Source organism: Mesorhizobium sp. YM1C-6-2 (assembly GCF_003666685.1).
Classification (GTDB): Bacteria; Pseudomonadota; Alphaproteobacteria; order Rhizobiales; family Rhizobiaceae; genus Mesorhizobium_K.
Genome location: NZ_RCIZ01000003.1, coordinates 47185 through 72114 on the forward strand (window position 1 = coordinate 47185; position 24930 = coordinate 72114).

The following is a 24930-nucleotide window of genomic DNA, read 5'->3' on the forward strand; positions in this document are numbered from 1 at the left end:
TTCAGCTCTCTTCCTGGAAAAGATTGATCTGCTGTTGCGCCAGGTCCTTCGGCGCTTCCAGCCCCAGATGCCGCCATGCGTTGGCCGTCAGCACCCGGCCGCGCGGTGTGCGCTGGATGAAACCCTGCTGGATGAGATAGGGTTCTATGATGTCCTCGATGGCGTCGCGCGGCTCCGACAGGCCCGCCGCAATCGTCTCGATGCCGACCGGACCGCCGCCGAAATTCATCGCGATCATCGAGAGATAGCGCCGGTCGAGCTGGTCGAGGCCGAGCGCATCGACCTCGAGCCTGAGCAGCGCCTCGTCGGCCACCTTGCGCGTCACATGGTCGACGCCGGCGACCGAGGCGAAGTCGCGCACGCGGCGCAGCAGCCGGCCGGCGATGCGCGGCGTGCCGCGCGCGCGGCGGGCGATCTCGACGGCGCCGTCGTCGCCGAGCGGCAGGCCGAGGATGCGCGCGCCGCGCCTGACGATCTGCTCCAGTTCCTCGACCGTGTAGAAGTTCAGCCTGACCGGAATGCCGAACCGGTCGCGCAGCGGGTTGGTGAGCAGGCCGAGCCGCGTGGTCGCGGCGACCAGCGTGAATTTCGCGAGATCGATCTTGACGGAGCGCGCCGCCGGCCCCTCGCCGATGATCAGGTCTAGCTGGTAGTCCTCCATCGCCGGGTAGAGGATCTCCTCGACGGCGGGATTCAGCCGGTGGATCTCGTCGATGAAAAGGACGTCGCGCTCCTCGAGATTGGTGAGCAGCGCCGCGAGATCGCCGGCCTTGGCGATGACCGGCCCGGAGGTCGAGCGGAAGTTGACGCCGAGTTCGCGCGCCATGATCTGCGCCAGCGTTGTCTTGCCGAGGCCAGGCGGCCCGACGAAGAGCACATGGTCGAGCGCCTCGCCCCGGCCTTTCGCCGCCTCGATGAAGATCTTCAGGTTGGCGCGCGCCGCCGCCTGGCCGATGAACTCGTCGAGCGATTGCGGCCGCAGCGTCTGGTCGACATCCTCGCCGCGCTTTTCCGGGGAGACGAAACGGGGGGCGAGGCTCACGAGAGAAGCTCCATGCCGGGCGCAGATTTCGCCGCGCCTCCATCGAATGTGAAAGTGCGGACAGCTCCGAGTTCGCGGTTTCGCAAGGCGATGATCATATCGGCGAAATCCGCAGTTCCTGCCTCATAGGTCGCCAGGGCCTTGCCAACCACCTCCAGCGCTTCGAACTCGATATATTCGACGCCAAGAAGGTCACGCATAACTGCCGCAAGCCTCGCCTGAGGAAGTTTATATCGCGACCGCAAGACCCAGAAAAACTCCATCAGGACCGGCAGATTGACGAATCCGGGCTCGTCGCGCCTGAGGCTCTTCAATAGCCGCTGCGCCGCCTTGGACTGCTCCGGATCGTCGTTCAAGGTCGCGCGCAGCAGAATATTGGTATCGAGCCCGATCAAGTGCCCGCCCCACCCCGGTTTTTCTTTCCGCCTTCGACATGGTCACTGACGCCTTCGCCGATGGCGCGGTCGTAGTCCTCGTTCGTTGTTCCCGGTATCGCATAATCAGCCAGCGCACCGAACAATATGTCCACCGGGCGATTACGCGGAACGATGAGATAGCCCTGATTCATCTCGATAAAGGCGATGCGGTCGCCCGTATGAAGCCCAAGCTTCTCCCGGACTTCCGCGGGGATCGTCGTCTGGCCCTTGCTCGAAATTCTTGCTTCTATGCCCATGGTAAGGATAACCCTATATCTCCTTACATAGTAGAAGAATGCAGGGATAACTGCAAATTGTTGCGGGCTACCGCGCCAGCTCCTTCAGCCCGAGCCGGATCAGCTTGGGCGAATCCGCGCCTTCCCCGGCCGATTTCATTGCCGCGGCGACGGCGTTGGCGGCGATGTCGCGCGAGTAGCCGAGATTGACGAGCGCCGAGACGGCGTCCGCCACCGGCGCCGGCGCGACGCCTTCGCCGAGCTCCTGCTTCAGCCCGATCGTGCCCGAGGCGGTTCCGGCATAGGCCGGCGCCTTGTTCTTCAGTTCGGTGACGACGCGTTCCGCAACCTTCTTGCCGACGCCAGGCGCGCGGCTGACGGTGGCGATGTCGCGCAGCGCGATCGCATTGGCGAGGTCGGGCGGCGACAGCGTCGAAAGCACCGCCAGCGCCACCTTGGCGCCAACGCCCTGCACATTGTTCATCAGGAGACGGAACCACTCGCGCTCGAGCGCCGACTGGAACCCGTAAAGGCGGATCATGTCCTCACGCACATAGGTCTCGATGAAGAGCGTCACCGCCTCCCCGGGGGACGGCAATTGCGCCAGCGTGCGGGTGGAGCAATGCGCTACATAGCCGACGCCGTGCACGTCGACCGTGCAATGGTCCTCGCCGATCTCGTCGAGCGTACCCTTCAGCTTGCCGATCATATCGCCGCCCTCAAGCCACTGCCGCAACCGCCCGGGCCAGCCGCGCCGCCGGGCTCTGCATGTGGTGCGCATGGCAGATAGCGATCGCCAGCGCGTCGGCCGCATGCTCGCTGTCGAACGAAGCCTTCGGCATCAGCACCTTCACCATCATGTGGATCTGCTGCTTCTCGCCGTGGCCGACGCCGATCACCGCCTTCTTGACCGCGTTCGGCGCATATTCGGCGACGTCCAGCCCGGCGAGCGCCGGCACCAGCATGGCGATGCCGCGCGCCTGGCCGAGCTTCAGCGTCGCCACCGCATCCTTGTTGACGAAGGTTTGCTCGACGGCGGCTTCGGCCGGCGCCTGGTTCTCCATCACCTCGCGCAGCCCGTCATGCAGTTGCCTGAGCCGCACGGCGAGCGTCGCCTTGTCGTCGGATTTCACGGTGCCGGCAGCGACGAAGCGCAAGGAGTTGCCGAGCGTTTCCACGACGCCCCAGCCGGTGCGTCTCAGTCCGGGGTCGATGCCGATGATGCGAATCGCCTGAGCCATGGTCCCACTCTAGGTACGGGCCAGCACCATTGACAGCACAATGTGAACAAATCAGAAACATCCCACAGAAATCAGGGGCTTCCGATGGGAGCCGGCCGAGGGGCGCAACTTGAGATGGGCGTGGATTTTCCGGCATTCGACGGGCCGTTCCTTGCACTGGTCGCCACCGTCGTCGTCGCCGGCGTGGCGCGCGGCATGTCCGGCTTCGGCAGCGGCATGATCATCGCCCCGGTGGCCGCGGCAATCTACGGGCCGCAGGTGGCGGTGCCGATGGTGGCAATCCTCGAAACGTTTCCCACCATCCCGATCACCATTCCGGCGCTGCCGCTTGCCCGATGGCGCGAGGTGCTGCCGGTGACGGTTGGGATGGCGGTGTTCCTGCCTGCCGGGGCCTATGTGCTGAGCCAAAGTGACGCCGACCTGCTGCGCTGGATCATCTGCATCGCGATCCTCGCCTGCGCCGCAGTGCTGTGGACCGGCTGGCGCTATCGCGGGCCGCGCGGCCTGCCCATATCGTTCGGCGTCGGCGGCGTCGCCGGCCTGCTGTCCGGCATAGCGTCCATTCCCGGGCCGCCGGCCATCCTCTACTGGATGGCTTCGAACCTCTCCACGACCGTCATACGCGCCAATCTCCTGTCGCTCTTCCTGCTGGGCGACTTCCTGGCAATCGTCACCTTCTGGGCTGCCGGCCTTCTCAAGCCCGACGTCGTCGGCGTCGGCATCGCCACGATACCGTTCTTTTTCGGGGCACTGCTCGTCGGAGCGAGGTTGCACGGCCTTGCGTCGGAACAGACCTATCGGCGCGTCACCTTTGCGCTGATCGTGCTTTCGGCCTTGCTTGCGCTGCCCGTTTTGTAGCCATGCCGGCACGGACGAGCATCGACGCCCGGCTCCGGTTCGCGGAAGCCGAACGGTGATCGCGATATGGGATCAGCCGCGCGCGAAGGCGGTGTTCAGGAGCGTGATCTGGTCGGAGACGGGGTTCGGGCTGCGGGCGCCCGACATCGGAACGACCGTGTTCTTGCCGTAGATCTCGTCGTCCATGCGGCGCACCAGCGCCTGCAGGCTGAGCGAGCGGTTGACCAGGTCGACAAAAGGTTTCGGCAGTTCGGCCCAGCCGGTCGCATCGGCATGCGCCGAGGCCGTGTCGAGGCGCACCTTGGCCTTCTCCGTCGCCACCTGGTCGCGGCTCATCTCGCCGGAATTGGCGGCGCGCTGCAGCAGCAGCCACGAGGCGATCTGCATCAGCCGCGTCGTCAGCCGCATCGATTCTGCCGCGTAGAGCGTGGCGGCCAGGCGCGACAGCTTCTTCGCTTCGACGCGGCCCTCGCCGTCGAGATACTCGGCCGCGTGCTCGACCAGCGTCATGCCCTCATTGTAAAGGGGCTTGAAAGACTGCGAGAAGACACGCCGCTCCGCGAGCTTGATCGTCTTGCTGTCCGTAGACGGCTCGCTCATTCCATACGCCCCTGAACTCGTTCGCGGATTCGGCTTGTCCATAGCAGCCGTCCCGCCGCTTTTCCGCAACCCCTACGGCGAGTGCATTGAAAATGCGCTTCGATTCCCAGCAACGCAAGCGTATGTTTAATAAAAGGTTAACGGACGATCTTGACGGGGCTCGTCGTCCCGGAAGCCGCGATGGTCGCAGGCACAAAAAAAAGAGCCGCGGATAGCGGCTCTCAGGAGTTTAACAGGGAGGCGTCAAACGAAGTGGCTCCAGCCACTCGGTAAGAATCCAGATCACTGGATGCACACAGTAAACGCCCGTAAAGCTTAACCGGCGGTTAACGGCCCGCCGGAAATGCACGAAAAAATCCGCGTCAGCGCGTTGCGGTCTGGCCCGCCGTCTCGGCTGTCTCGCTGCTCCAGAGCGCGCGCAGCGCGATGAAGGCGAACAGCACCGTCGCCGCGAAATAGGCCATTGCGGAGATGCCGAGTACAGGCTCGATCGAAGGATTGCCGCCGTAGAGTATGTAGAGCCCGACCACCATGCCGACGCTGCTGACGGCGGCCAGCCAGAAATGGATGGTGGCGAGCTTCGAATTTCGAGCGGCTGGCACGAGATGGTAGAAGAAGGCGAACACCGCGGACATCAGCCAGCCCAGAACCATGATGTGCGCATGCGTCGGCAATTGCTCGTGATTCTGCGACATCGCCATCGACAGACCGAGCGTCATCCCGACGAGCGCGTAGATGACGGCCATGGTGAAAAAATTGCGTGCTACGCCTTGCATTGGGTTCCTCCCGTGGAATGGATCGGTGCCTGAATTCGCCGCCGTTTTTGCGACCGGCTCGTTTCAGGAGCATGTCGCCGTCACTGGCCCAAGATTCCTCGATGATACGCGACTCCTACCCGCCGCCCATGATAGGCGCCGAGGCTTGCCTGTGGATGTCGGGCAAGTTGCCGCCCGCAGGGGGGCCGGAGCCGGTTGCCCGGCAGGCTCAGCCGATCCTGGCCATCTCGCGCAGCTTGAACTTCTGGATCTTGCCGGTCGACGTCTTCGGGATCTCGGCGAAGATCACCGCCTTGGGCACTTTGAAGCGCGCCAGCAGCGAGCGGCAATGCACGATGATCTCCTCCTCGGTCGCGGCCACGCCCGGCTTCAACTCGACATAGGCGACCGGCACCTCGCCCCATTTGTCGTCGATGCGCGCCACCACCCCGCAGGAGGCCACCGCCGCGTGCTTGTAGAGCGCGTCCTCGACCTCGATGGAGGAGATGTTCTCGCCGCCCGAGATGATGATGTCCTTGGAGCGGTCCTTGAGCTGGATGTAGCCGTCCGGATGCATGACGCCGAGGTCGCCCGAATGGAACCAGCCGCCGGCGAAAGCCTCGTCGGTCGCCTTCCTGTTCTTGAGATAGCCTTTCATGACGATATTGCCGCGGAACATCACCTCGCCGATCGTCTCGCCGTCGGCTGGCGTTTCCCGCATCGTCTCGGGGTTCATCACGGTGAGGCCCTCGAGCGGCGCATAACGCACGCCCTGCCGCGCCTTCTTCGCCGAGCGCCCGCCACGGTCGAGACTGTCCCATTCGCCATGCCATTCATTGACGGTGGCTGGACCGTAGGTCTCGGTCAGGCCGTAGAGATGGGTCACGGAAAAACCTGCATCGGCCATGCCGGCGAGCACCGCCTCCGGCGGCGGCGCGGCGGCGGTGTTGAAGATGACCGTCTGCGGGAACTCGCGCTTGTCGTCGGGCCTGGCGTTGATCAGCGTCGACATGACGATCGGCGCGCCGCAGAGATGGGTGACGCCATGGTCGGCGATGGCGTCGTAGATCGGTTTCGGCCTGACCCAGCGCAGGCAGACATGCGTGCCGGCCTGCAGCGCCAGCGTCCACGGAAAGCACCAGCCGTTGCAGTGGAACATGGGCAGCGTCCACAGATAGACGCAATGCTTGGACATGCTGGCGTGGATGGTGTTGGCGTAGGTCATCAGCGTCGCGCCGCGATGATGGTAGACGACGCCCTTGGGGTTCCCCGTGGTGCCCGACGTGTAATTCAGCGACAGCGCGTCCCATTCGTCATCCGGCATCGACCATGCGAAATCCGGGTCGCCGCCGGCGACGAACTCCTCGTAGTCGAGCGAGCCGATCCGCTCGCCCTTGGGATGCGGCGCGTCGGCCGGGTATTCGGGATCGTCATAGTCGATCACCAGCGGCCTGGCCTTGGCGAGCGCCAGTGCTTCCTTCATGACGCCTGAAAACTCGCGGTCGACGATGACGACCTTGGCCTCGGCATGGTCGAGCTGGAAGGCGATCACCGCCGCGTCGAGCCGCGTGTTCACCGAATGCAGCACCGCCTTCACCATGGGCACGCCGAAATGTGCCTCCAGCATGGGCGGCGTGTTGGACAGCATGACGGTCACCGTGTCGCCCTTGCCGATGCCGCGCTGTGCCAGCGCCGAGGCCAGCCGCAGAGAGCGGCGCCAGAAGTCGCGGTAGCTGATGCGCTGGCTGCCATGCACGATGGCGAGATGATCCGGGTAGGTCATGGCCGCGCGTTCGAGAAGGGTAATCGGCGTCAGCGGCTGGAAATTCGCCGGCTGCCGGTCGAGATCCTGTTCATAGGGATTGGTCATGTCTATTCGCCCATACGCTTTGCGTGCCGGCCCTCAATTGAGCACGTCGAGCACGCCGTCGTAAATCAGCTTCACCGCGATGACGGCGACCGTGCAATAGGTAAATGGATAAAAGATCTCTGGCCGCATGCGCCTGACCAGCCACGCGCCGGCCAGCGTGCCGAGGGGCGCCGCGGGCATCAGCACTGCCGAGGCGGCGAGGTTGGTCGAGTCGAACTGGCCAAGCAGGAAATACGGCACCAGCTTGATCGCGTTGAGGATGGCAAAGAAGACGACGCTGGTGCCGGTGAACACCTTGGGGTCCATCCTGAGCGGCAGTGCGTAGACCTGGAAGGGCGGGCCGCCGACATGGGCGACGAAGCTGGTGAAGCCTGAAACAAGCCCCCAGAAGGATCCCGCGGTGCGGTTTGGCTTGGCCGCATGGTTCGAGCCGTGGCGGGCGAGCTGATAAAGCCAGCGGCCGACGAAGATGACGGCTATGGCGCCGACGATGAAGCGCACCATGTCGGCGGTCACCATCGTGGCGGTGAACCAACCTATGCCGATGCCGACCAGCGAACCCGGCAGCATGATGGCAAGCGTGGTGCGGCTATAGACGCCGCGCCAGGTCCACAGAGACACCATGTCCATGATGACGAGGACCGGCAGCATGATCGCCGCTGCCTGGATCGGGTTGATGACAAGCGCCATCAAAGGCACGCCGATGAAGCCCATGGAGCCGCCAAAGCCACCCTTGGACAGGCCTGCAAGAAGCACGGCCGGCAGAGCAGCCGCGTAGAACCAGGGATTTGCGAGAAGTTCGTACATGGAAGGGATGCGGCGGGCGTGCGACAGGAAGGACGCGTTGAATAGCCTGAAATCGCCCGTCATGCGACCGGATTGTGCGCAAGCGGGAAAATCCGCCTGCTGTTCAAGCGGCCGGGCTTCGTCTATGCCGCATTCCAACCAAACTCGCCCGGCATAGCCGGACAATTGGAAGACATGGCATGAACGAACAGACCCCGCCGAATCGCTGCCGCATCGTGCTGATCTCGCCTGCCGGCGAGAGCGCCGACGGCTTTTCGGTGAAATTCACCGCAGCGATCGCCGGCGGCGATGTCGCCTCGATCATCCTGCCGGCCAACGGCATGGACGAAGCTTCCTACCAGGCCTTCGCCGAGCGCATCGTGCCGATCGCGCAGGCGGCCGGCATCGCAGCGCTCATTGTCGACGACACGCGCATCGCCGGCCGCGTCAAGGCCGACGGCATCCATATCGAAGGCGGCAAGGCATCGCTCGCCGAGGCGGTCGAGAGTTTTCAGTCCAGGATGGCGGTCGGCGCCGGCGGCGTGAAAACCCGCGACGATGCGCTGGAACTCGGCGAGGAGCGTCCCGACTACGTGTTCTTCGGGCGGTTCGGCTACGACACCAAGCCGGAACCGCATCAGCGCAACCTCTCGCTCGGCAGTTGGTGGGCGGAAATGGTGGAGATACCGGGGATCGTGATGGCTGGCTCCGACATCACCACAGTGGAGACGGTGGCCGCGACGGGCGCGGATTTCGTCGCACTGTCGGCGGCTGTCTTCGGCGAGGGCGTCGATCCGAAGGCGGCGGTGGCGCGCGCCAATGCGATCCTCGATGCTAGCGCGCCGCGCTTCGAGCCGGCCGAATGACGGCGGCGCGACTCGTCCTTTCGGTTGTCGCCGCGCTGCTTGCCGCAGGCGCGGTGCATGCGCAGGACAAGAACGCGCCGGCCGAACAGGAGACCGACACCAAGGGCGCCGAGAGCGTCGGCGGCATCGACCAGGAGCGTTTCGGCGGCCCGCCGGCAGACGCGGCATACGGCGCCTTCCAGCGCGGCCTCTACATGACGGCGCTCAACCTTGCCCTGCCGCGTGCGGAAGCGGGTGACTCCGCCGCGCAGACGCTGGTTGCAGAAATCCTGTCGCGGGGGCTCGGCGTCGCCCGCGACGAGGCCAAGGCCGCGAAGTGGTACCGGCTGGCGGCCGAGCAGGGCGTGCCGGCGGCGCAGTTCCAGTATGCGCTGATGCTGCTCGACGGCCGCTTCGTGAAGAAGGACCCGCAGGGCGCCTATGCGCTGATGCAGGCCGCCGCCGAGGCCGGCAACCGGCTGGCGCAGTTCAATTTCGCGCAGCTTCTCGTCCAGCGCGAACCCGGCAATGCCGGCATGACCAAGGCGGTGACCTACTACCAGCGTGCCGCCGACGCCGGCGTCGCCGACGCGCAGTATGCGATGTCGCAGATCTATGCCAACGGCGCTGGCGGCAAGAAACGCGACGAGGTCGAGGCGCGGCGCTGGCTTCTGCTTGCCGCCCGGCAGAATTTCGATACCGCTCAGCTCGATCTCGCCACATGGCTGGTCGACGGCCGCGGCGGCCCGCGCGACCTCAAGGCCGGCTTCGACTGGATGTCGCGCGCCGCCCATGCCGGCAATGTCGCCGCGCAGAACAGGCTCGCCAAGCTCTACATGGGCGGCATCGGCACCGAGCCAAACGCGATAGACGCCGCCGCCTGGTATTTTGTCGCCCGCCGCGCCGGGCTCACCGATCCCGAGATGGAGGATTTCCTGCGCGGCCTGACCGACGAGGAGCAGAAGCAGGCGTTGAGCCGCGCCAACCGGCTGCGCTAGGCGCGCAAGGCGGGCTGCCCTTGCCTCACCCGGCGTTTTATGGTCATGGAGGCGCCGAAAAGCGCCCGACCGGCGCAAATCCCCTTCCGAAAGTTCCAGCATGGCCAAGATAAGCGGCAGCGAAATCCGTCCCGGCACCGTCATCGAACATGACGGCGGGCTCTGGGTGGCGGTGAAGACCAACACCGTGAAGCCGGGCAAGGGCGGCGCCTACAACCAGGTGGAGCTCAAGAACCTCGTCAACGGCACCAAGCTCAACGAGCGCTTCCGCTCGGACGAGAAGGTCGAGCAGACACGGCTCGACCTCAAGGATTTCTCGTTCCTCTACGAGCAGGGCGACCAGCTCGTCTTCATGGACACCGAAAGCTACGAGCAGCTCGAGCTGAACAAGGAATTCGTCGGCGACCGTTCCGCCTTCCTGCAGGACGGCATGATGGTGACGGTCCAGCTCTACAACGAGACGCCGATCGGCGTGTCGCTCCCCGACCAGGTGACGCTCGAGATCACCGAGGCCGATCCGGTGGTGAAGGGGCAGACGGCAGCGTCTTCCTACAAGCCGGCGATCCTCGAGAACGGTATCCGCGTGCTGGTGCCGCCCTTCATCTCGACCGGCGAGCGCATCATCGTCGACACCAACGAACTCACCTACATCCGCCGCGCGGACTGAAGTCCGACGGACAACGGAAGATCTGGATAAAACATGGCGCGCTCAGCTCTCCTCAACGTGATGGTCCAGGCCGCCATGAAGGCTGGCCGCTCGCTCTCCCGCGATTTCGGCGAGGTGCAGAACCTGCAGGTCTCGCTGAAGGGTCCCGGCGACTATGTCAGCCAGGCCGACCGCAAGGCCGAGGAGATCATCCACGCCGAGCTGTCGCGCGCGCGTCCGGGCTATGCCTTCCTGATGGAGGAGCGCGGCGAGGTGGCCGGCGAAGACGACCAGCACCGCTGGATCGTCGATCCGCTCGACGGCACCACCAACTTCCTGCACGGCATCCCGATCTTCTCGATCTCCATCGCGCTGGAGCGTCAGGGCCAGCTCGTCGCCGGCGTCGTCTACAACCCGGCCATGGACGAGCTCTACACCGCCGAGCGCGGCGGCGGCGCCTTCCTCAACGACCGCCGCCTGCGTGTCGCCGGCCGCAGCAAGCTCTCCGACGCCGTCGTCGGCACCGGCGTCCCGCACCTCGGCCGCGGCCATCACGGCAACTTCCTGGTCGAGCTGCGCAACGTCATGGGCGAGGTGTCGGGCATACGCCGCCTCGGCTCGGCGGCGCTCGACCTCGCCTATGTCGCGGCCGGACGCATGGACGGTTTCTGGGAGCAGGGGCTGTCGCCCTGGGACATCGGCGCCGGCATCCTGCTCATCCGCGAAGCGGGCGGCTTCGTGTCGGACAAGGCCGGCGGACAGGACATGTTCGACACCGGCGACCTCGTCGCCGGCAACGAGGCGATCCATCGCGCCTTGCTGAAGACGCTGAAGAAGCCGGTGCCGGCGCGCTGACCCGGCTACCGGCGGCGCGCGGAAGCGTCGCGGTCACGAAACCGCAATCGAACCTTGCAATCCTGCCCTGCAAGCTCCCAGATGAGGGCCATGCAGGTCTGCCATGCATAACGGCGGTGGCGAATCCCGTGTCGACGTCCCCTTCTGGGGCCGCTTCCACTACTCGCGCGCCGAGATCATCGCCGACGGCGTCGTCCATGCGGTCGGCATCGTGCTGGCGATCGCGGCCGGCTCCGCGCTGCTGTCGCTGTCCGCCTTCCACGCCGGGCCGGGCGAATATGTCGCCGCGATCTTCTATGTCGTCTCGCTGCTGACGGCGCTGTCGATCTCGCTCGCCTACAATCTCTGGCCACTCACCCCGGCCAAATGGGTGCTGCGACGCTTCGACCACGCGGCGATCTATCTGCTCATTGCCGCGACCTACACGCCCTTCCTCGCCCAGCTCGACGATCCCGCCGTGACAGGCTGGATGATCGCCATGGTCTGGTGCACAGCGGTCGCCGGCATGGCGATCAAGCTGTTCCTGCCCGGCCGCTTCGACCGGCTTGCAATCGTCTTCTATCTCGCCATCGGCTGGAGCGGGATGGTCGTGATCCGCCCGCTGCTCGACACGCTGCCGCCGGTGACGCTCGGGCTGATCCTTGCCGGCGGCGTCGTCTATTCGGCTGGCGTCGTGTTTTTCGTCTGGCGGGGACTGCGCTTCCAGAATGCTCTGTGGCACGGTTTTGTGGTGACCGGGGCCGGCCTGCATTGCGCCGCGGTCATCGATTGCCTCGTCGTCGCTCGCTTCTGAACGGCCCGATGTCGGGTTGCAGGCCGTTAGCGTCTTCCAATTTCGTCACAATTCCGCTTAGAGTCGCGGACATGGCATCGCCGGGAACGGAATCGGGGCGAGAATGGGCATATTGAGGTCCTTGGGCTTGGTCGGCTCGTCCGACGTGATGGAGTACGACCCGCACAGGCTGTCCAGCCCGCAAGTCTTCGTCCTGTCGATGCTGGTGTTCCTCGCCATCGTCGCCTTCATCGCCGCCATCCTGGCCCGCCAGATATCCTCCGCCTTCGCCAGCAATCCCGGCCTCAACGGCCTGATCCTCGGCGTTTTCGTGGTTGGCGTGCTCTTGTCCTTCCAGCAGACGGTGCGGCTCTTCCGCGAAGTGCGCTGGATCAACTCATTCCGCGCCGGCTCCGAAGTCACCGAGCCGGTGCTGCTGGCGCCGATGAAGGCGCTCCTGTCGCGCTCCTCGACCATGGCGCTGTCGACCGCCTCGATGCGCACCATGCTCGATTCGATCGCCACTCGCCTCGACGAGAGCCGCGACATCCTGCGCTACCTGACCGGCCTCCTGATCTTCCTCGGCCTGCTCGGCACCTTCTGGGGCTTGCTCGCGACCATCGGCTCGATCAGCGAAACCATCCAGTCGCTCGATGTCGGCACCGGCGACAGCGGTGCGGTGCTCGACGCGCTGAAGGCGGGTCTTGCCGCACCGCTGGCCGGCATGGGAACCGCCTTCTCGGCCTCGCTCTTCGGCCTGTCCGGCTCGCTTGTGCTCGGCTTCCTCGACCTGCAGGCGGGCCGCGCGCAGACGCGTTTCTACACCGAGCTCGAGAACTGGCTGTCCTCGGTCACCGACCTCTCTTCCGACATGGTCGTTCCCGACGCCGGCAGGGGCGAGACCTCTGACGAGATCCGCGCATTGTCGGAACGGCTGCGCAGCCTGCAGGAGCATGGCGGCTCCAACCCGCGCGTCGCCACCGCCATGGCCAACCTCGCCGACGGCATCTCCGGGCTGGTCAAGAACATGCGCTCCGAGCAGCAGATCATGCGCGACTGGGTCGAGGCGCAGTCGGAAGAGCAGAAGGCGATGCGCCGCACGCTCGACCGTCTCGCCGACCAGTTGAAGAACCGGGAACTCAACTAAATGGCGCTCGCCAGGGCCAGGCGCGGCAATCGCCACATCGACTACTGGCCGGGCTTCGTCGACGCTCTGTCGACGCTCTTGATGGCCATCATGTTCCTGCTGTCGGTCTTCGTTCTGGCGCAGTTCCTGCTCAGCCGCGAGATCAGCGGGCGCGACGAGGTGCTGGCAAGGCTCAACTCGCAGATCAACGAACTGACGCAGTTGCTGGCGCTGGAGCAGAGCAGCACCCAGGACGCCCAGGACAGCATCGCCAATCTGCAGGCCTCGCTGTCGGCGGCCGAGAGCGAGCGTTCGCGACTCCAGCAGCTCCTCGACCAGGGTGCGGGCGCCGACTCCGAGGCCAATGCACGCCTCAACAGCGTGACGGGCGAACTCGATACCGAGCGGCAGATCAGCCAGCGGGCGCTCAGCCAGGTCGAACTGCTCAACCAGCAGATCTCCGCGCTGCGCAAGCAGATCGCCGCGCTGGAACAGGCGCTCGACGTGTCGGAAGCGCGCGACCGCGAGTCCAACACCAAGATCGCCGACCTCGGCCGCCGCCTCAACGTCGCGCTGGCGCAGCGCGTGCAGGAGCTCAACCGCTACCGCTCCGACTTCTTCGGCCGGCTGCGCGAGATCCTCTCCGACCGCGAGAACATCCGCATCGTCGGCGACCGTTTCGTCTTCCAGTCGGAAGTGCTGTTCCCGTCCGGCTCCGAGGTCATCAACGAGGCTGGCCGCGTCGAGATGAAGAAACTCGCCGACGCCATCATCGAGCTGCAGCGCGAGATCCCGCCGGAGATCAACTGGGTGCTGCGCGTCGACGGCCATACCGACACCGTTCCGGTCTCGGGCAACCGACGTTACCGCGACAATTGGGAACTTTCCTCGGCCCGCGCGACCTCGGTGGTGAAATTCCTGATCGAGAACGGCGTGCCGGCCAACCGGCTCGTCGCCGCCGGTTTCGGCGAATACCAGCCGCTCGACACCGCCGACACGGATGCGGCGCGGGCCAGCAACCGCCGCATCGAGCTCAAGCTCACCGAGCGCTGAGCCGCGCCACAATCCTCCGCAATCGGCGGCTTTGTGGCTGCCATTGTGGCGGCCGGACGGGCCTGCGGATTATCTTTTTGTAATTTGCCGGCGCCCGGAAACGGGACGAAGCTTGCATCGCGGCTGGGAAGTGCCGGCGGCCGAAACGCCGCGACGCGACACGACCTGACAGCCCCTATGCGGGGCGGCGCGCGCCGCTTCCGCGCATCGAGGAGACGCAATCATGCGCTCTTTTGCAGTCAAGGCGGCCATGGCCGCAGTTTTCGTTTCGACGGCGCTGACAGGCGCCTTCGCGGCCAGCGGACAATATCCCGCATCGCCGATGCCGCAAGCGACGCATGCGCAGATCAAGCCGGTCGCAACTTCGACCGTCGCCGCGCCGACGTATCGGCCGCGCCTCACGCACATCATGAACGAGGTGCACGCCGCGAACCAGCGCATGGCGATCGACCACCGGCGTGGCTACCTGAATGCTGCGGAGTACCGCAAGCTGGAGAACCGCTCCAACGCGATCCGCAACAGCGCGCTGCATGTCGCCAGACTGCATGACGGTGCGCTGCCGGCTGCGAACTACAAGGACCTGCAGCGGCGCGTCGCCATGTTGAACCGTTCGATCCACATCGACGCAACCAACAGGGTTTGATCGCGGGACCGGTCGGGCGCCGCCCCTGCGCGGGACGGCGCCCTCACATGCCCGCCCGCAAGGCGATGAGCGCCAGCGCCGCTGGCAGCGCCTGCACATAGGCGATGCGGGGACTGACGGTCGCTGCTCCGAACAGGCCGGCGACGATCACGCATCCGAGGAAGAAGGACTTCTCGGCAAATCCCGCGTCTCCGAGCCACAATCCCGACACCAGACCGGCGACGAGGAAGCCGTTGTAAAGGCCCTGGTTGGCGGCGAGCGCCTTCGACGCCGCGGAGAATTCCGGCGTCGTGCGGAACACCTTTCGGCCAAGCGGCCGATCCCAGGCGATCTCTCCAGATACATTAAGCCGACGTGCAGCACTGCGACGAGTGCGATCAGGATACTGCTGAGCATCTTACCCCCGGGGTGCGTTCGCAGCGGATAAATCCGACCTCGTTTTAGCTTGCCCGAAAGAATTATACTCCCCATCGCTGTCGCGGGAACCTGGTGTGCCGGGTACAGGGAGGGCGGACGGTGACCTCCCGCCGTGGAGGCGGTTTCCGAGGACAGCATCTCGCACTTGCCGTAGTCCCGTCCTTGCTGTCTTTTCGCAGCAGCCCAAAACGATGGAATCGCCATGTCCTTTGCCAAACTCGACGAACTCGGCCGCAAGCTCGAAGCGCTGGAGCATGCGCTGGCCATCCTCGGCGCCGACGAGGCGACGCATATGGCGGTCGGCGGCGGCGAGAAGCGCGCCGAGGCGATGGCTTCGCTGGCCGGCATGCTGCACCGCCAGGCCACCCAGCCGGAAATCGCCGACTTGATCGAGACGGCGCAGGCCGAGCCGCTCAACGAGGAGCAGCAGGCGGCAGTGCGCGAGTTCCGCCGCCACTACGAGAATCTGGCCTGCCTTCCCGCCGAATTCGTCGAGCGGCAGACCACGGCCCGCATGCGCTCCGAGCAGCTCTGGCGCGACCTCAGGGCCAAGAACGACTGGCAGGGTTTTCTTCCTTCGCTCGAGGGCGTCGTCGCGCTGGTGCGCGAGGAAGCCGCGATGCGCGCCGGAAAGACCGGGCTCGATCCCTATGACGCGCTGATGGACCAGTACGATCCCGGCAACCGCGCGGCCGACATCACGCCGGTCTTTGCCGAGCTGAAGGCCTTCCTCGGGGATTTCGTGCCCGAGGCGCTTGCAGTGCAGGAGGAGCGGCTGGCGAAGACGCCGCTCAAGCAGCTCTCCGGAAATTATCCGATCGACCGCCAGCGCGAACTCGGCCTCGCCATGATGGCGGCGGTCGGGTTCGACCTCACCCATGGCAGCCTGTCGGTTTCGCATCATCCCTTCTGCGGCGGCGTGCCTTCAGACGTGCGCATCACGACGCGCTACCGCACCGACGATTTCCTCTCTGCGCTGATGGGCGTGCTGCACGAGACCGGCCATGCGCTCTACGAGCAGAATCTTCCGTCCGAATGGGCGCACTGGCCGCTCGGCAGGGCGCGCGGCATGGCCGTGCACGAAAGCCAGAGCCTGTTCGTCGAAAAGCAGCTCGGCCGCAATCCTTCCTTCTGGGTGTGGTCGCTGCCGGTGGTCGAAAAACATCTCGGCGAGGACTGGTCGATATCCGACATCCTGCCGCATGTGCATCATGTCGGGCGCGGATTGATCCGCGTCGACGCCGACGAGGTGACCTATCCGCTGCACGTCATCCTGCGCTACGAGCTGGAGCAGGAACTGGTCGCCGGCCGGCTGGAGGCCGCCGACATCCCCGATGCTTGGGATGCCAAGATGCAGGATTATCTAGGCCTCTCGACCGCTGGCAATTTCGCCGATGGCCCGATGCAGGACGTGCACTGGCCGGGCGGTGCTTTCGGCTATTTCCCCTCCTATACGCTCGGCGCCATGATGGCCGCGCAGCAATGGGCGGCGCTGAAGCGCGAGCATCCGTCGGTCGACGACGACCTGTCGAAGGGCAGGTTCGATGCGGTGAACGACTGGCGTCGCGAAAGGATCTGGTCGCTGGGCTCGCGCTGGTCGACGCCCGAACTGCTCGAACGCGCGACCGGCGAGAAGCTTGCCGCCCGCTACTTCACCGAGCATCTCAGGCAGCGCTACGGCAAGGCGTGAAGCCAGCCGGAAAACGGGAAGAGAGACGGCTCCCCGGCGTTCACGCCATGCTCACGTTCACGCGAGGCGCTTGCCGCGACCGGGCATTCGCCTAGTCTAGTCGGGGACGCGGCGGCGGCATTTCGCCGGGCCGCGCCGTTCATTTCGAGGAGGTTCGCCATGCAATTTTCGCGACGCGATACGCTTGAACTCGGGCTGGCGGCATTCGCCGGCCTCGGCGCCACGACCTTCATGCCCTTCACCGCACGCGCCCAGGGCAAGGGCGACAGCTACAAGACGGACGGCGGCGAAATCCTGATCAGCCCGGTCAGCCACGCGAGCTTCGTGATGACCGTTCCGGGCCTGGTGATCTACAACGACCCGGTGGGCGGCAAGGCGCTGTATGAAGGCCAGCCCGCAGCCGGGCTGGTGCTGATCACCCATGAGCACCAGGACCATTTCGATCCCGAGACGCTGGCGGCACTCGTCAGCGCCGACACGAAGCTTCTGGTGAACCCGGCCGTCCTGGAGAAGCTGCCGGCCGATCTCAAGGCCAAGGCTTCGGCGATCGGCAATGGCGAGAACACGACCTTCGGCTCCGTCGCCATAGAGGCCATTCCCGCCTACAACACCACCGAGGACCGGAAGAAATATCATCCGCAGGGGCGCGACAACGGCTATGTGCTCACTGTCGACGGCAGCCGCGTCTACATTGCCGGCGACACCGAGGACATCCCCGAGATGCGCGCGCTGAAGGACATCGACATCGCCTTCGTGCCGATGAACCTGCCCTTCACGATGGACGTCGACCAGGCGAGCTCGGCGGTCGCCGAATTCAAGCCTGCCGTCGTCTATCCCTATCATTACAAGGGCAGCGACCCTGAGGCCTTCGCCAGCAAGGTGACGGCAGCGGCGCCCGACACCAAGGTGGTGCAGGGCAACTGGTACGGATGAGCTAGCCGTTATCGCCGCAATTCCGGGCGGAAAACGGGGTCGGCTTTTCCTGGAATTGCCTAGGTCTGCGCCGCTCGGATCGCGCTCGACGACAGTGACGAGCGCGGGCCATGGATGAAGGTCCAGGCCGGCGCCTTCATGCGCGCCAGCCTCGGCGCGTCCGCCTCGTCGACGCGGGCATGATCGAAGGTCTTCGCCACGACCGACGACAGGAAGGACAGCGTCGAGCCCGGCCGGTCGATCACGGCGATGGGGAAGGTGGTGGCGATCTGGCGCCAGCGCTGCCAGCGATGGAAGTCCCTGAGATTGTCGGCGCCCATGATCCAGACGAAGTCGACGCCCGGATTTTTGGCGCGCACCAGCGCCAGCGTGTCGGCGGTATAGCGCACATTGTGGGCAGCCTCGAAGGCCGTCACCTTGATGCGCGGGTCCCTGGCGATCTCTTCCGACAGCCTCAGCCGCTCGGCGAGCGGCGCGCGGCCGTTGCTCGACTTCAGCGGGTTGCCCGGCGTGACGATCCACCAGAGCTGGTCGAGCGCCAGCCGTCGCAGCGCGATCTCGGCGACCAGCGCGTGGCCGGCATGCGGCGGGTTGAACGAGCCGCCAAACAGCCCGACGGCCAGGCCCTTCTCGACATGCGGCATGCGGAGGTAGCGGGCGGGGACTTCTGGTTGGGAAGAGGATAGCACGGTGCTAGCCCCCCTCTGGCCTGCGGGCCCTCTCCCTCACAAGGGAGGAGATTGGCTGTCTCGTTTGTGGGGGGGTAACGTCGATCACCAGCCCTCGCGCGGTCTAATGAGATGGCGTCACGAGCGAACCTGCCCGGTTCCGCGCACGCGGTACTTGAACGAGGTGAGCTGCTCGATGCCGACGGGCCCGCGCGCATGCATCTTGCCGGTGGCGATGCCAATCTCCGCGCCCATGCCGAACTCGCCGCCGTCGGCGAACTGCGTCGAGGCGTTGTGGAGCAGGATGGCGGAATCGATCTCGCTGAAGAAGCGCTCGACGGCCGTGGCATCGTTCGCGACGATGCCCTCTGTGTGGTGCGAGGAATGCGTCTCGATGTGCTCGATCGCCTCGCCGACGCCATCGACCAGCTTCGCCGAGATGATGGCGTCGAGATATTCGGTCGTCCAGTCGGCGTCGGTGGCGGGCTTGGCCTTCGGGAAGGCGGCGCGCACCTCTTCGGAACCGCGGATCTCGCAGCCGGCCTTGTCGAGCGCTTCGAGGATAGGCACGAGATGGGTGGAAGCCACCGCACGGTCGACCAGCAGCGTCTCGGCCGCTCCGCAGATGCCGGTGCGGCGCATCTTGGCGTTGACGGCGATCGTCACCGCCATGTCGAGGTCGGCGGACCGGTCGATGTAGAGATGGCAGATGCCTTCGAGATGCGCGAACACTGGCACACGCGCCTCGTTCTGCACGCGGGCCACTAGGCTTTTTCCCCCGCGCGGAATGATGACGTCGAGATTGCCGGAGAGGCCTGACAGCATCTCGCCGACGGCGGCGCGGTCCGTCACCGGCACGAGCTGGATCGCATCCTCGGGCAGGCCGGCAGCCTTCAGCCCCTCGACGAGGCAGGCATGGATGGCGGCGGAGGAATTCAGCGAGTCCGAGCCGCCGCGCAGGATGACCGGATTGCCGGCCTTGAGGCAGAGCGCGCCGGCGTCGGCAGTGACGTTCGGGCGGCTCTCATAGATGACGCCGATGACGCCGAGCGGCGTGCGCACACGCTCGATGTTGAGCCCGTTCGGCCGCTGCCATGCGGCGATCACCTCGCCGATGGGATCGGCAAGCGCGGCGATCTCGCGCACGCCATCGGCCATCGCCTTGATGCGCGCGGGGTCGAGCTTCAGCCGGTCCATCATGGCCGGCGAGAGTTTTGATTCCTCGCCATTCGCCACGTCGATCGCGTTGGCATCGAGGATCGTCTTCTCGTTGCGCAGGATGGCGTCCGCCATCGCCGCGAGCGCGGCGTTCTTCTGTCCGGTTGGAGCGATGGCGAGCGGGCGCGAGGCGGCGCGTGCCTTGCGACCGATTTCGGCCATCAGGGCGGCGGTGTCCTTGGCGGATTGTTCATGCGTCTTCAGCATGGCTCAACCTTTCGCTTCCTCGGCGACGTGCTCGCTCGCTTCCTCGCGGGCGCTCATCGCGAGATCGTCGCGATGGACCATAGCGGAGCGCGCCTCGTAGCCCAGCACGGCATCGATCTCGGCCGTCTTCAGCCCGGCGATCCTTACGGCATCGGCCGCGTCATAGGCAACAAGGCCGCGGGCTATCTCGCGCCCCTCGGGCGACAGCACGGCCACCGTGTCGCCGCGCGAGAAATTGCCGCTTACAAGCTTTACACCGGCCGGCAGCAGCGACTTGCCCTGAAACAGCGCACGCACCGCGCCAGCGTCGACCGTCAAACGTCCGGCCGGCTCGAGCTGGCCGGCGATCCAGGTCTTGTAGCCCTTCACCGGCGTGCGGCTGGGATGGAAGAGCGTAAAACGCTCGCCGCGCTCGATCGCCGTCAGCGGGTTCTGCCGCGCGCCCGAGGTGATGATCATCGCCGTGCCGGCCGTGGTGGCGATCTTGCCGGCGTCGAGCTTCGTGCGCATGCCGCCGCGCGAAAGCTCCGATGCGGCGGCGCCGGCCATCGCCTCGATCTCGGGCGTGATGCGGTCCACGAGGGGCAGGAACTTCGCCTTCGGATCGAGGGCAGGCGGAGCGGTATAGAGCCCGTCAATGTCCGAGAGCAGCACGAGCAGGTCGCCACCCATCATGGTGGCGACGCGCGCCGCCAGCCGGTCGTTGTCGCCGTAGCGGATTTCTGACGTCGCCACCGTGTCGTTCTCGTTGATGATCGGCACCGCGCCCATCTTGAGCAGCGTGCCGATGGTGGCGCGTGCATTGAGGTAGCGGCGGCGCTCCTCGGTGTCGCCGAGCGTCAGCAGGATCTGGCCCGACTTCAGGCCCTTGCGGTGAAGCTCTTCCGACCAGGCGCCGGCAAGCGCGATCTGGCCGACGGCGGCGGCGGCCTGGCTCTCCTCGAGCTTCAGTGTGCGGCGGCCGAGGCCGAGAATGGTGCGGCCGAGCGCGATCGCGCCCGACGAGACGACGAGCACTTCCGTGCCGTTCGCCACGAGCGAGGCGACGTCGTCGACCAGCGAGGCCAGCCATTCGCGCTTCAGGCCGGTGGCGCGGTCGACCAGCAGCGCCGAGCCGATCTTGACGGTGATGCGCCTGTATTTGCGCAGCGAGCTGCCGCTCATGACCGCACCTCCGCGGAGGGCTTGCCGTCGGCCTGCCTCGCAGCCTCGATCTCGGCCATCAGTGCGCGCAGGACCGCCTCGACACCTTCGCGGGTGGCGGCGGAAAGCAGGAGGGGCGCGCGGCCCGCGGCGCGCTTGAGCGAAGCCGCCTTCTTCTTGCGGGCTTCGGCGTCGACCGTGTCGACCTGGCTGAGCGCGACGATCTCCGGCTTCTCGGCAAGCCCTCCGCCATAGGCCTCGAGCTCGCGCCGCACCGTCTTGTAGACCTTGCCGGGATTTTCCTCCTGGGCGGAGACGAGGTGAAGCAGCACGCGCGTCCGCTCGACATGGCCGAGGAAACGATCGCCGATGCCGACCCCCTCATGCGCGCCTTCGATGAGGCCGGGAATGTCGGCGAGCACGAATTCGCGCCCGTCTATGCGGGCGACGCCGAGGCCCGGATAGAGCGTCGTGAAGGGATAGTCGGCGATCTTGGGTTTGGCCGCCGTGACCGCCGCCAGGAAGGTCGACTTGCCGGCATTGGGCAGGCCGACAAGCCCGGCGTCGGCAATCAGCTTCAGCCGCAGCCAAATCGACTTCTCCTCGCCGGGCTGGCCGGGATTGGCGCGGCGAGGCGCCTGGTTGGTCGAGGTCTTGAAGTGCTGGTTGCCGAAGCCGCCATTGCCGCCCGCCGCCAGCCGGTAACGCTGGCCGACCACAGTCAGGTCGCAGATCAGCGTCTCGTTGTCGTCCTCGTAGATCTGCGTCCCGACAGGCACTTTCAGCGTCACGTCGGCGCCGCGCGCGCCCGTCATGTTGCGGCCCATGCCGTGCACGCCGGTCTTGGCCTTGAAATGCTGCTGGTAGCGATAGTCGATCAGCGTGTTCAGCCCGTCGACCGTCTCGGCCCAGACGTCGCCGCCGCGCCCGCCGTCGCCGCCGTCGGGACCGCCGAACTCGATGAATTTCTCGCGGCGGAACGACACCGCGCCGGCGCCGCCGTCACCGGATCGGATATGGACTTTGGCCTGGTCGAGGAATTTCATGCGACCGATACCGTTCTGCTGCTATTCAACGTCGCGGCCTCGTCTATCGCAAAGAACCGGCAAGCGCGAGTGCCCGCGTTCCGAACAGTTACCGGGCGAACGGCCTGGTAAGGGAAACAGGAGGCCCCATGAAGCTCGTCACCTATAACACGCAATATGGGGTCGGCCGCGACGACAAATACGATCTCGCGCGGATCGCCGGAGCGGTCGACGGCGCCGACATCATCGCGCTGCAGGAGGTGACCAGGAATTTCGCCAGAAACGACGGCGCCGACATGGTGGAGGGACTGGCCGCGCTGCTGCCCGGCTATTTCACCGCCTTCGGCCCGGCGATGGATATCGACTTCGGCGCCGTGGACGGCGAGGGCCGCCCGCTCAACAAACGCTTCCAGCTCGGCAACATGGTGCTGTCGCGCTATCCGATCGTCGCGTCGCGCAACCACCTGCTGCCGCGCACGCTGCGCTTTTCGCGCGGCAATCTGCAGCGCGCCGCGCTGGAGGCGCTGGTGATGGCGCCGTCGGGGCCGATCAGGATCTATTGCGTGCACCTCGACCATGTCTCGGCGGCCGAGCGGATATTGCAGGTCGCGCATCTCAAGGAGCGCGTCTTCGCCTATGCCGGCGAGGGCGGCGTGATCAGCGGCGCGGCAGAATACGGCTTTCCCGAGCCGCCGCGCCCCGAAGGTTTCGTGCTGATGGGCGACTTCAACATGGAGCGGGGCTCGCCGGAATACGGGCTGATGGTCGGCGAGCGGGATGGCGCCGCGAAAGGCGCCGATCCCGTCGACATATATTCCCTCGGCGACGGGCTGCCCGAGGGCGCGGTCAGCCGGGTCGACGACGCCAGGCCTCAAGACAACTGCCTGATCGACTTTGCCTTCGTCGAGAAGAGCCTCGCCGGGAGGGTCGGCAAGGTGCGCATCGACCGCGAGGCAATGGGCTCCGATCACCTGCCCGTCTGGTTCGAACTCGCCTAGCACGGCGGCCGGGCGGCAGCCCGGAGGCGTCCGTCCGGCCGTTGCAATCATGACCAGCTCCGCAGGCTTTCCCAGGTCTTGCGGTCGAGGCGGTAGCGCTCGACCGGCACCTGGCCGGAAACGATGGAGTTCATCATGCCCTGGCCCGCATACTGGAAGCCACATTTGTGGATCACCCGCCGGGAGGCCGGGTTGATGACCCGGACCGAGCAGTGCAGGACGGAGATCGCCGTCGAGCGGAAAGCTAGATCGACCAGCGCATGGGCTGCCTCGGTGGCATAACCCCGCTTCCAGTGGGGCTCGCCGATCCAGTAGCCGAGCTCGAGGCCGCGATCCTTCACGTTGAGACCGGCGCAACCGACGAAAGTGCCAGTTTCGGCCAGCGTCAGCGCGTAGCTGACGCCGGGCTGCCTGACCTGCGACATGGCGATGAAGGTGCGCGCCTCCGCCTCGCCGTAGGGATGCGGCATGCGGGCAAGCATCTGCGCGACGTGCCGGTTGTCGGCGAGCTGTACGAGCTGGGCGATGTCGCTGTCGCGCGGGGCGCGCATGACGAGGCTCTTCGTCACCAGTTCCGGCCTGTCGATGAACAGACTCTCGTCTTCGCTGTCGTCCTTGGCGGCAATCATGGCAGTCCCTCCAGAGTGAAAAAGAAAAAGGGGAGATGGCGGCCCATCTCCCCTGATCCTTTTCTGGCTCTGCCAGACACCGGTTCCCGAGATGGGGCGCCGGTGTCTTGGTGCGGAACCGGCTACTCCGCTGCTTCTTGCGTCGGGTTTACCGACACGTAGGTGCGGCCGTTGGCTTTCTTTCGGAACGCAACGGCTCCGGCCTCGAGTGCAAAAAGCGTATGATCCTTGCCCATGCCGACGTTGACGCCGGGATGCCAGGTCGTACCGCGCTGACGCACGAGGATGTTGCCGGGAATAACGGCTTCGCCGCCGAACTTCTTCACGCCAAGGCGCTTGGATTCGGAGTCACGACCGTTGCGCGACGAACCGCCAGCTTTCTTGTGTGCCATGGTTTATCTCCTTAAGTCGCTAACTCTTTACTCTGATTCCTTGGCGGCCGCAGCATCTTTGTCGATCTGGGCGCGCGGCGGCTTGCCGGCGAGCAATTCCTTGGCCTGCGCGACCCATTCCTCGCGTTCGATGCGGCCGCCGAGCGAAAGCTCCTCGTCGAGCTTGGCGATGTCGGCCTTCTTGAGCTTGGAGATCGCGGCGAGCGTGCCGTAGCCCGCTTCCGTCATCTTCTCCTTGAGCACTTCACCGATGCCGCCGATCAGCGCGATGTCGTCGACGATCTCGGCCTTCGCAGCCTTCGCCTTGGCGGGCTTGGCCTTCGGCTCGAGGTCGGCGATCCCGGCGACGGGAGCGGCTTCCGCAGCCTTGGCCTTCTTCGGCGCCGGCGCTTCCGCGGCGACTTCCTTCTTGGCGGCTTCCTTCTTCGAAGGCTTCGCGCCACCGATCAGGATCTCGTCGATGCGCACCGTCGTCTCGTACTGGCGATGACCGCGGCGACGCTTCGAATTCTGGCGGCGACGCTTCTTGAAAGCGATGACCGTTGCGGCGCGGCCCTGCGCGACGACCTCGGCCGTCACCAGAGCGCCGTCGACGAAGGGGGCGCCGAAGGTGACGTTGTCGCCTTCGCCATGCGCCAGCACATAGCCGATTTCCACGAAATCGCCGACTTCGCCGGCGACCTTCTCGATCTTCAACACATCATTGGCGACGACGCGATACTGCTTGCCGCCCGTTTTGATGACTGCGAACATTTTTTGCCTTTCGCTGTTCGGTCGGCCTTGCGGAATGCTCGGAAGCGCTCCGGCCGTCTTTTTGTCAGTCTGCGGGTTCCAAAAACATCACCGGCGCGGAGAGACCCCACGCCGG

General features: G+C 65.8%; 28 protein-coding genes and 1 pseudogene. 12 read left to right on the plus strand and 17 right to left on the minus strand.

All coding sequences use genetic code 11. The annotated features are described in order from the left end of the window. Position 1 precedes the first annotated feature (1 nt). The 5 genes from ruvB to ruvC form a co-directional block, all read right to left on the minus strand. Positions 2 to 1042, minus strand: a complete 1041-nt coding sequence (gene ruvB, locus D8676_RS08875) for a Holliday junction branch migration DNA helicase RuvB (protein ID WP_121580524.1) — start codon at positions 1040 to 1042, stop codon at positions 2 to 4. Further along, a complete protein-coding gene (locus tag D8676_RS08880; protein ID WP_121580525.1) occupies positions 1039 to 1437 on the minus strand; it encodes a type II toxin-antitoxin system VapC family toxin in 399 nt (132 codons plus the stop codon). The genes ruvB and D8676_RS08880 overlap by 4 nt, the downstream gene beginning before the upstream one ends. Beyond that, positions 1434 to 1715, minus strand: a complete 282-nt coding sequence (locus D8676_RS08885) for an AbrB/MazE/SpoVT family DNA-binding domain-containing protein (RefSeq protein ID WP_121580526.1) — start codon at positions 1713 to 1715, stop codon at positions 1434 to 1436. Before D8676_RS08885 ends, D8676_RS08880 begins: the two co-directional genes overlap by 4 nt. 67 nt (positions 1716 to 1782) lie before the next feature. Beyond that, positions 1783 to 2403, minus strand: a complete 621-nt coding sequence (gene ruvA, locus D8676_RS08890; RefSeq protein WP_121580527.1) for a Holliday junction branch migration protein RuvA — start codon at positions 2401 to 2403, stop codon at positions 1783 to 1785. A 10-nt stretch (positions 2404 to 2413) separates the two neighbouring features. After that, the gene (gene ruvC, locus D8676_RS08895) at positions 2414 to 2935 is read right to left on the minus strand and encodes a crossover junction endodeoxyribonuclease RuvC (protein WP_121580528.1); all 522 of its coding nucleotides are present in this window, start codon (positions 2933 to 2935) and stop codon (positions 2414 to 2416) included. A gap of 120 nt (positions 2936 to 3055) precedes the next feature. Here ruvC and D8676_RS08900 point away from each other — a divergent pair, with 120 nt between their 5' ends. Next, complete coding sequence (locus D8676_RS08900) at positions 3056 to 3793, plus strand: sulfite exporter TauE/SafE family protein (protein WP_245426686.1); 738 nt, start codon at positions 3056 to 3058, stop codon at positions 3791 to 3793. Positions 3794 to 3865: 72 nt separating this feature from the next. Here the strand turns inward: D8676_RS08900 and D8676_RS08905 are convergent, their stop codons facing one another. From D8676_RS08905 to D8676_RS08920, 4 genes are all read right to left on the minus strand, one after another. Further along, positions 3866 to 4393, minus strand: a complete 528-nt coding sequence (locus D8676_RS08905; RefSeq protein ID WP_121580530.1) for a DUF1465 family protein — start codon at positions 4391 to 4393, stop codon at positions 3866 to 3868. Between the two features lie 362 nt (positions 4394 to 4755). Next, a complete protein-coding gene (locus tag D8676_RS08910; protein ID WP_121580531.1) occupies positions 4756 to 5169 on the minus strand; it encodes a hypothetical protein in 414 nt (137 codons plus the stop codon). Positions 5170 to 5377: 208 nt separating this feature from the next. After that, entirely contained in the window at positions 5378 to 7018 is a 1641-nt protein-coding gene (locus D8676_RS08915) for an acyl-CoA synthetase (protein ID WP_121580532.1), read from the minus strand. A gap of 33 nt (positions 7019 to 7051) precedes the next feature. After that, positions 7052 to 7825 (minus strand): sulfite exporter TauE/SafE family protein, encoded by a 774-nt coding sequence (locus D8676_RS08920; protein ID WP_121581059.1) that lies wholly within the window; start codon positions 7823 to 7825, stop codon positions 7052 to 7054. A gap of 179 nt (positions 7826 to 8004) precedes the next feature. Here D8676_RS08920 and D8676_RS08925 point away from each other — a divergent pair, with 179 nt between their 5' ends. The 8 genes from D8676_RS08925 to D8676_RS08960 all read left to right on the plus strand — a co-directional run bounded on the left by D8676_RS08925 (position 8005) and on the right by D8676_RS08960 (position 14742). Next, entirely contained in the window at positions 8005 to 8670 is a 666-nt protein-coding gene (locus D8676_RS08925) for a thiamine phosphate synthase (protein ID WP_121580533.1), read from the plus strand. Continuing rightward, positions 8667 to 9647: a tetratricopeptide repeat protein gene (locus D8676_RS08930; protein ID WP_121580534.1), complete on the plus strand. Its 981-nt coding sequence runs from the start codon at positions 8667 to 8669 to the stop codon at positions 9645 to 9647. Before D8676_RS08925 ends, D8676_RS08930 begins: the two co-directional genes overlap by 4 nt. A gap of 100 nt (positions 9648 to 9747) precedes the next feature. Continuing rightward, complete coding sequence (gene efp, locus D8676_RS08935; RefSeq protein ID WP_121580535.1) at positions 9748 to 10314, plus strand: elongation factor P; 567 nt, start codon at positions 9748 to 9750, stop codon at positions 10312 to 10314. A 33-nt stretch (positions 10315 to 10347) separates the two neighbouring features. Continuing rightward, positions 10348 to 11148: an inositol monophosphatase family protein gene (locus D8676_RS08940; protein ID WP_121580536.1), complete on the plus strand. Its 801-nt coding sequence runs from the start codon at positions 10348 to 10350 to the stop codon at positions 11146 to 11148. A 103-nt stretch (positions 11149 to 11251) separates the two neighbouring features. Then, positions 11252 to 11941, plus strand: coding sequence for a hemolysin III family protein (locus D8676_RS08945; RefSeq protein WP_121580537.1), 690 nt, complete (start codon positions 11252 to 11254; stop codon positions 11939 to 11941). A 103-nt stretch (positions 11942 to 12044) separates the two neighbouring features. Then, positions 12045 to 13067: a MotA/TolQ/ExbB proton channel family protein gene (locus D8676_RS08950; protein ID WP_121580538.1), complete on the plus strand. Its 1023-nt coding sequence runs from the start codon at positions 12045 to 12047 to the stop codon at positions 13065 to 13067. Continuing rightward, complete coding sequence (locus D8676_RS08955; RefSeq protein ID WP_121580539.1) at positions 13068 to 14099, plus strand: peptidoglycan -binding protein; 1032 nt, start codon at positions 13068 to 13070, stop codon at positions 14097 to 14099. It abuts the gene before it with no gap. Positions 14100 to 14322: 223 nt separating this feature from the next. Next, the gene (locus D8676_RS08960) at positions 14323 to 14742 is read left to right on the plus strand and encodes a hypothetical protein (protein ID WP_121580540.1); all 420 of its coding nucleotides are present in this window, start codon (positions 14323 to 14325) and stop codon (positions 14740 to 14742) included. Between the two features lie 43 nt (positions 14743 to 14785). Here the strand turns inward: D8676_RS08960 and D8676_RS08965 are convergent. After that, positions 14786 to 15138: pseudogene (locus D8676_RS08965) on the minus strand (DUF1304 domain-containing protein). 223 nt (positions 15139 to 15361) lie between these two features. On the opposite strand from D8676_RS08965, the gene D8676_RS08970 reads away from it, so the two are divergent. Both D8676_RS08970 and D8676_RS08975 read left to right on the plus strand, forming a co-directional pair. Beyond that, complete coding sequence (locus D8676_RS08970; RefSeq protein ID WP_121580541.1) at positions 15362 to 16849, plus strand: carboxypeptidase M32; 1488 nt, start codon at positions 15362 to 15364, stop codon at positions 16847 to 16849. A 159-nt stretch (positions 16850 to 17008) separates the two neighbouring features. Beyond that, a complete protein-coding gene (locus D8676_RS08975) occupies positions 17009 to 17782 on the plus strand; it encodes an MBL fold metallo-hydrolase (protein WP_121580542.1) in 774 nt (257 codons plus the stop codon). A gap of 59 nt (positions 17783 to 17841) precedes the next feature. Here D8676_RS08975 and D8676_RS08980 read toward each other — a convergent pair whose 3' ends face one another. The 4 genes from D8676_RS08980 to obgE all read right to left on the minus strand — a co-directional run bounded on the left by D8676_RS08980 (position 17842) and on the right by obgE (position 22064). Continuing rightward, positions 17842 to 18426: a nicotinate-nucleotide adenylyltransferase gene (locus D8676_RS08980; protein ID WP_121580543.1), complete on the minus strand. Its 585-nt coding sequence runs from the start codon at positions 18424 to 18426 to the stop codon at positions 17842 to 17844. 162 nt (positions 18427 to 18588) lie between these two features. After that, positions 18589 to 19875, minus strand: coding sequence for a glutamate-5-semialdehyde dehydrogenase (locus tag D8676_RS08985; protein WP_121580544.1), 1287 nt, complete (start codon positions 19873 to 19875; stop codon positions 18589 to 18591). Positions 19876 to 19878: 3 nt separating this feature from the next. Then, a complete protein-coding gene (proB, locus tag D8676_RS08990; protein ID WP_121580545.1) occupies positions 19879 to 21039 on the minus strand; it encodes a glutamate 5-kinase in 1161 nt (386 codons plus the stop codon). Further along, positions 21036 to 22064 carry a GTPase ObgE gene (gene obgE / locus D8676_RS08995; RefSeq protein WP_121580546.1) on the minus strand — a complete coding sequence of 343 codons (1029 nt, stop codon included), beginning with the start codon at positions 22062 to 22064 and terminating at the stop codon, positions 21036 to 21038. The genes proB and obgE overlap by 4 nt, the downstream gene beginning before the upstream one ends. A 128-nt stretch (positions 22065 to 22192) precedes the next feature. On the opposite strand from obgE, the gene D8676_RS09000 reads away from it, so the two are divergent. Beyond that, positions 22193 to 23041 carry an endonuclease/exonuclease/phosphatase family protein gene (locus D8676_RS09000; protein WP_121580547.1) on the plus strand — a complete coding sequence of 283 codons (849 nt, stop codon included), beginning with the start codon at positions 22193 to 22195 and terminating at the stop codon, positions 23039 to 23041. A gap of 47 nt (positions 23042 to 23088) precedes the next feature. Here the strand turns inward: D8676_RS09000 and D8676_RS09005 are convergent, their stop codons facing one another. The 3 genes from D8676_RS09005 to rplU all read right to left on the minus strand — a co-directional run bounded on the left by D8676_RS09005 (position 23089) and on the right by rplU (position 24815). Next, positions 23089 to 23670, minus strand: a complete 582-nt coding sequence (locus D8676_RS09005) for a GNAT family protein (RefSeq protein WP_121580548.1) — start codon at positions 23668 to 23670, stop codon at positions 23089 to 23091. 122 nt (positions 23671 to 23792) lie between these two features. Next, complete coding sequence (gene rpmA / locus D8676_RS09010; RefSeq protein WP_121580549.1) at positions 23793 to 24062, minus strand: 50S ribosomal protein L27; 270 nt, start codon at positions 24060 to 24062, stop codon at positions 23793 to 23795. Between the two features lie 27 nt (positions 24063 to 24089). Then, on the minus strand, positions 24090 to 24815 hold the full coding sequence (gene rplU, locus D8676_RS09015; RefSeq protein WP_121580550.1) for a 50S ribosomal protein L21: 726 nt from the start codon (positions 24813 to 24815) through the stop codon (positions 24090 to 24092). Positions 24816 to 24930: the final 115 nt, after the last annotated feature.

What these genes read in the sequence shown, in the direction of transcription:
- ruvC (WP_121580528.1), bottom strand. Translation starts at nt 2,935, where the DNA reads ATGGCTCAGGCGATTCGCATCATCGGCATCGACCCCGGACTGAGACGC.
- ruvA (WP_121580527.1), bottom strand. Translation starts at nt 2,403, where the DNA reads ATGATCGGCAAGCTGAAGGGTACGCTCGACGAGATCGGCGAGGACCAT.
- D8676_RS08955 (WP_121580539.1), top strand. Translation starts at nt 13,068, where the DNA reads ATGGCGCTCGCCAGGGCCAGGCGCGGCAATCGCCACATCGACTACTGG.
- D8676_RS08970 (WP_121580541.1), top strand. Translation starts at nt 15,362, where the DNA reads ATGTCCTTTGCCAAACTCGACGAACTCGGCCGCAAGCTCGAAGCGCTG.
- obgE (WP_121580546.1), bottom strand. Translation starts at nt 22,064, where the DNA reads ATGAAATTCCTCGACCAGGCCAAAGTCCATATCCGATCCGGTGACGGC.
- D8676_RS09005 (WP_121580548.1), bottom strand. Translation starts at nt 23,670, where the DNA reads ATGATTGCCGCCAAGGACGACAGCGAAGACGAGAGTCTGTTCATCGAC.
- D8676_RS08915 (WP_121580532.1), bottom strand. Translation starts at nt 7,018, where the DNA reads ATGACCAATCCCTATGAACAGGATCTCGACCGGCAGCCGGCGAATTTC.
- D8676_RS08945 (WP_121580537.1), top strand. Translation starts at nt 11,252, where the DNA reads ATGCATAACGGCGGTGGCGAATCCCGTGTCGACGTCCCCTTCTGGGGC.
- D8676_RS08960 (WP_121580540.1), top strand. Translation starts at nt 14,323, where the DNA reads ATGCGCTCTTTTGCAGTCAAGGCGGCCATGGCCGCAGTTTTCGTTTCG.
- D8676_RS08940 (WP_121580536.1), top strand. Translation starts at nt 10,348, where the DNA reads ATGGCGCGCTCAGCTCTCCTCAACGTGATGGTCCAGGCCGCCATGAAG.
- rplU (WP_121580550.1), bottom strand. Translation starts at nt 24,815, where the DNA reads ATGTTCGCAGTCATCAAAACGGGCGGCAAGCAGTATCGCGTCGTCGCC.
- D8676_RS08910 (WP_121580531.1), bottom strand. Translation starts at nt 5,169, where the DNA reads ATGCAAGGCGTAGCACGCAATTTTTTCACCATGGCCGTCATCTACGCG.
- D8676_RS08930 (WP_121580534.1), top strand. Translation starts at nt 8,667, where the DNA reads ATGACGGCGGCGCGACTCGTCCTTTCGGTTGTCGCCGCGCTGCTTGCC.
- D8676_RS08925 (WP_121580533.1), top strand. Translation starts at nt 8,005, where the DNA reads ATGAACGAACAGACCCCGCCGAATCGCTGCCGCATCGTGCTGATCTCG.
- rpmA (WP_121580549.1), bottom strand. Translation starts at nt 24,062, where the DNA reads ATGGCACACAAGAAAGCTGGCGGTTCGTCGCGCAACGGTCGTGACTCC.
- D8676_RS08905 (WP_121580530.1), bottom strand. Translation starts at nt 4,393, where the DNA reads ATGAGCGAGCCGTCTACGGACAGCAAGACGATCAAGCTCGCGGAGCGG.
- D8676_RS08920 (WP_121581059.1), bottom strand. Translation starts at nt 7,825, where the DNA reads ATGTACGAACTTCTCGCAAATCCCTGGTTCTACGCGGCTGCTCTGCCG.
- D8676_RS08980 (WP_121580543.1), bottom strand. Translation starts at nt 18,426, where the DNA reads ATGCCGCATGTCGAGAAGGGCCTGGCCGTCGGGCTGTTTGGCGGCTCG.
- proB (WP_121580545.1), bottom strand. Translation starts at nt 21,039, where the DNA reads ATGAGCGGCAGCTCGCTGCGCAAATACAGGCGCATCACCGTCAAGATC.
- efp (WP_121580535.1), top strand. Translation starts at nt 9,748, where the DNA reads ATGGCCAAGATAAGCGGCAGCGAAATCCGTCCCGGCACCGTCATCGAA.
- D8676_RS08985 (WP_121580544.1), bottom strand. Translation starts at nt 19,875, where the DNA reads ATGCTGAAGACGCATGAACAATCCGCCAAGGACACCGCCGCCCTGATG.
- D8676_RS09000 (WP_121580547.1), top strand. Translation starts at nt 22,193, where the DNA reads ATGAAGCTCGTCACCTATAACACGCAATATGGGGTCGGCCGCGACGAC.
- D8676_RS08950 (WP_121580538.1), top strand. Translation starts at nt 12,045, where the DNA reads ATGGGCATATTGAGGTCCTTGGGCTTGGTCGGCTCGTCCGACGTGATG.
- D8676_RS08975 (WP_121580542.1), top strand. Translation starts at nt 17,009, where the DNA reads ATGCAATTTTCGCGACGCGATACGCTTGAACTCGGGCTGGCGGCATTC.
- D8676_RS08885 (WP_121580526.1), bottom strand. Translation starts at nt 1,715, where the DNA reads ATGGGCATAGAAGCAAGAATTTCGAGCAAGGGCCAGACGACGATCCCC.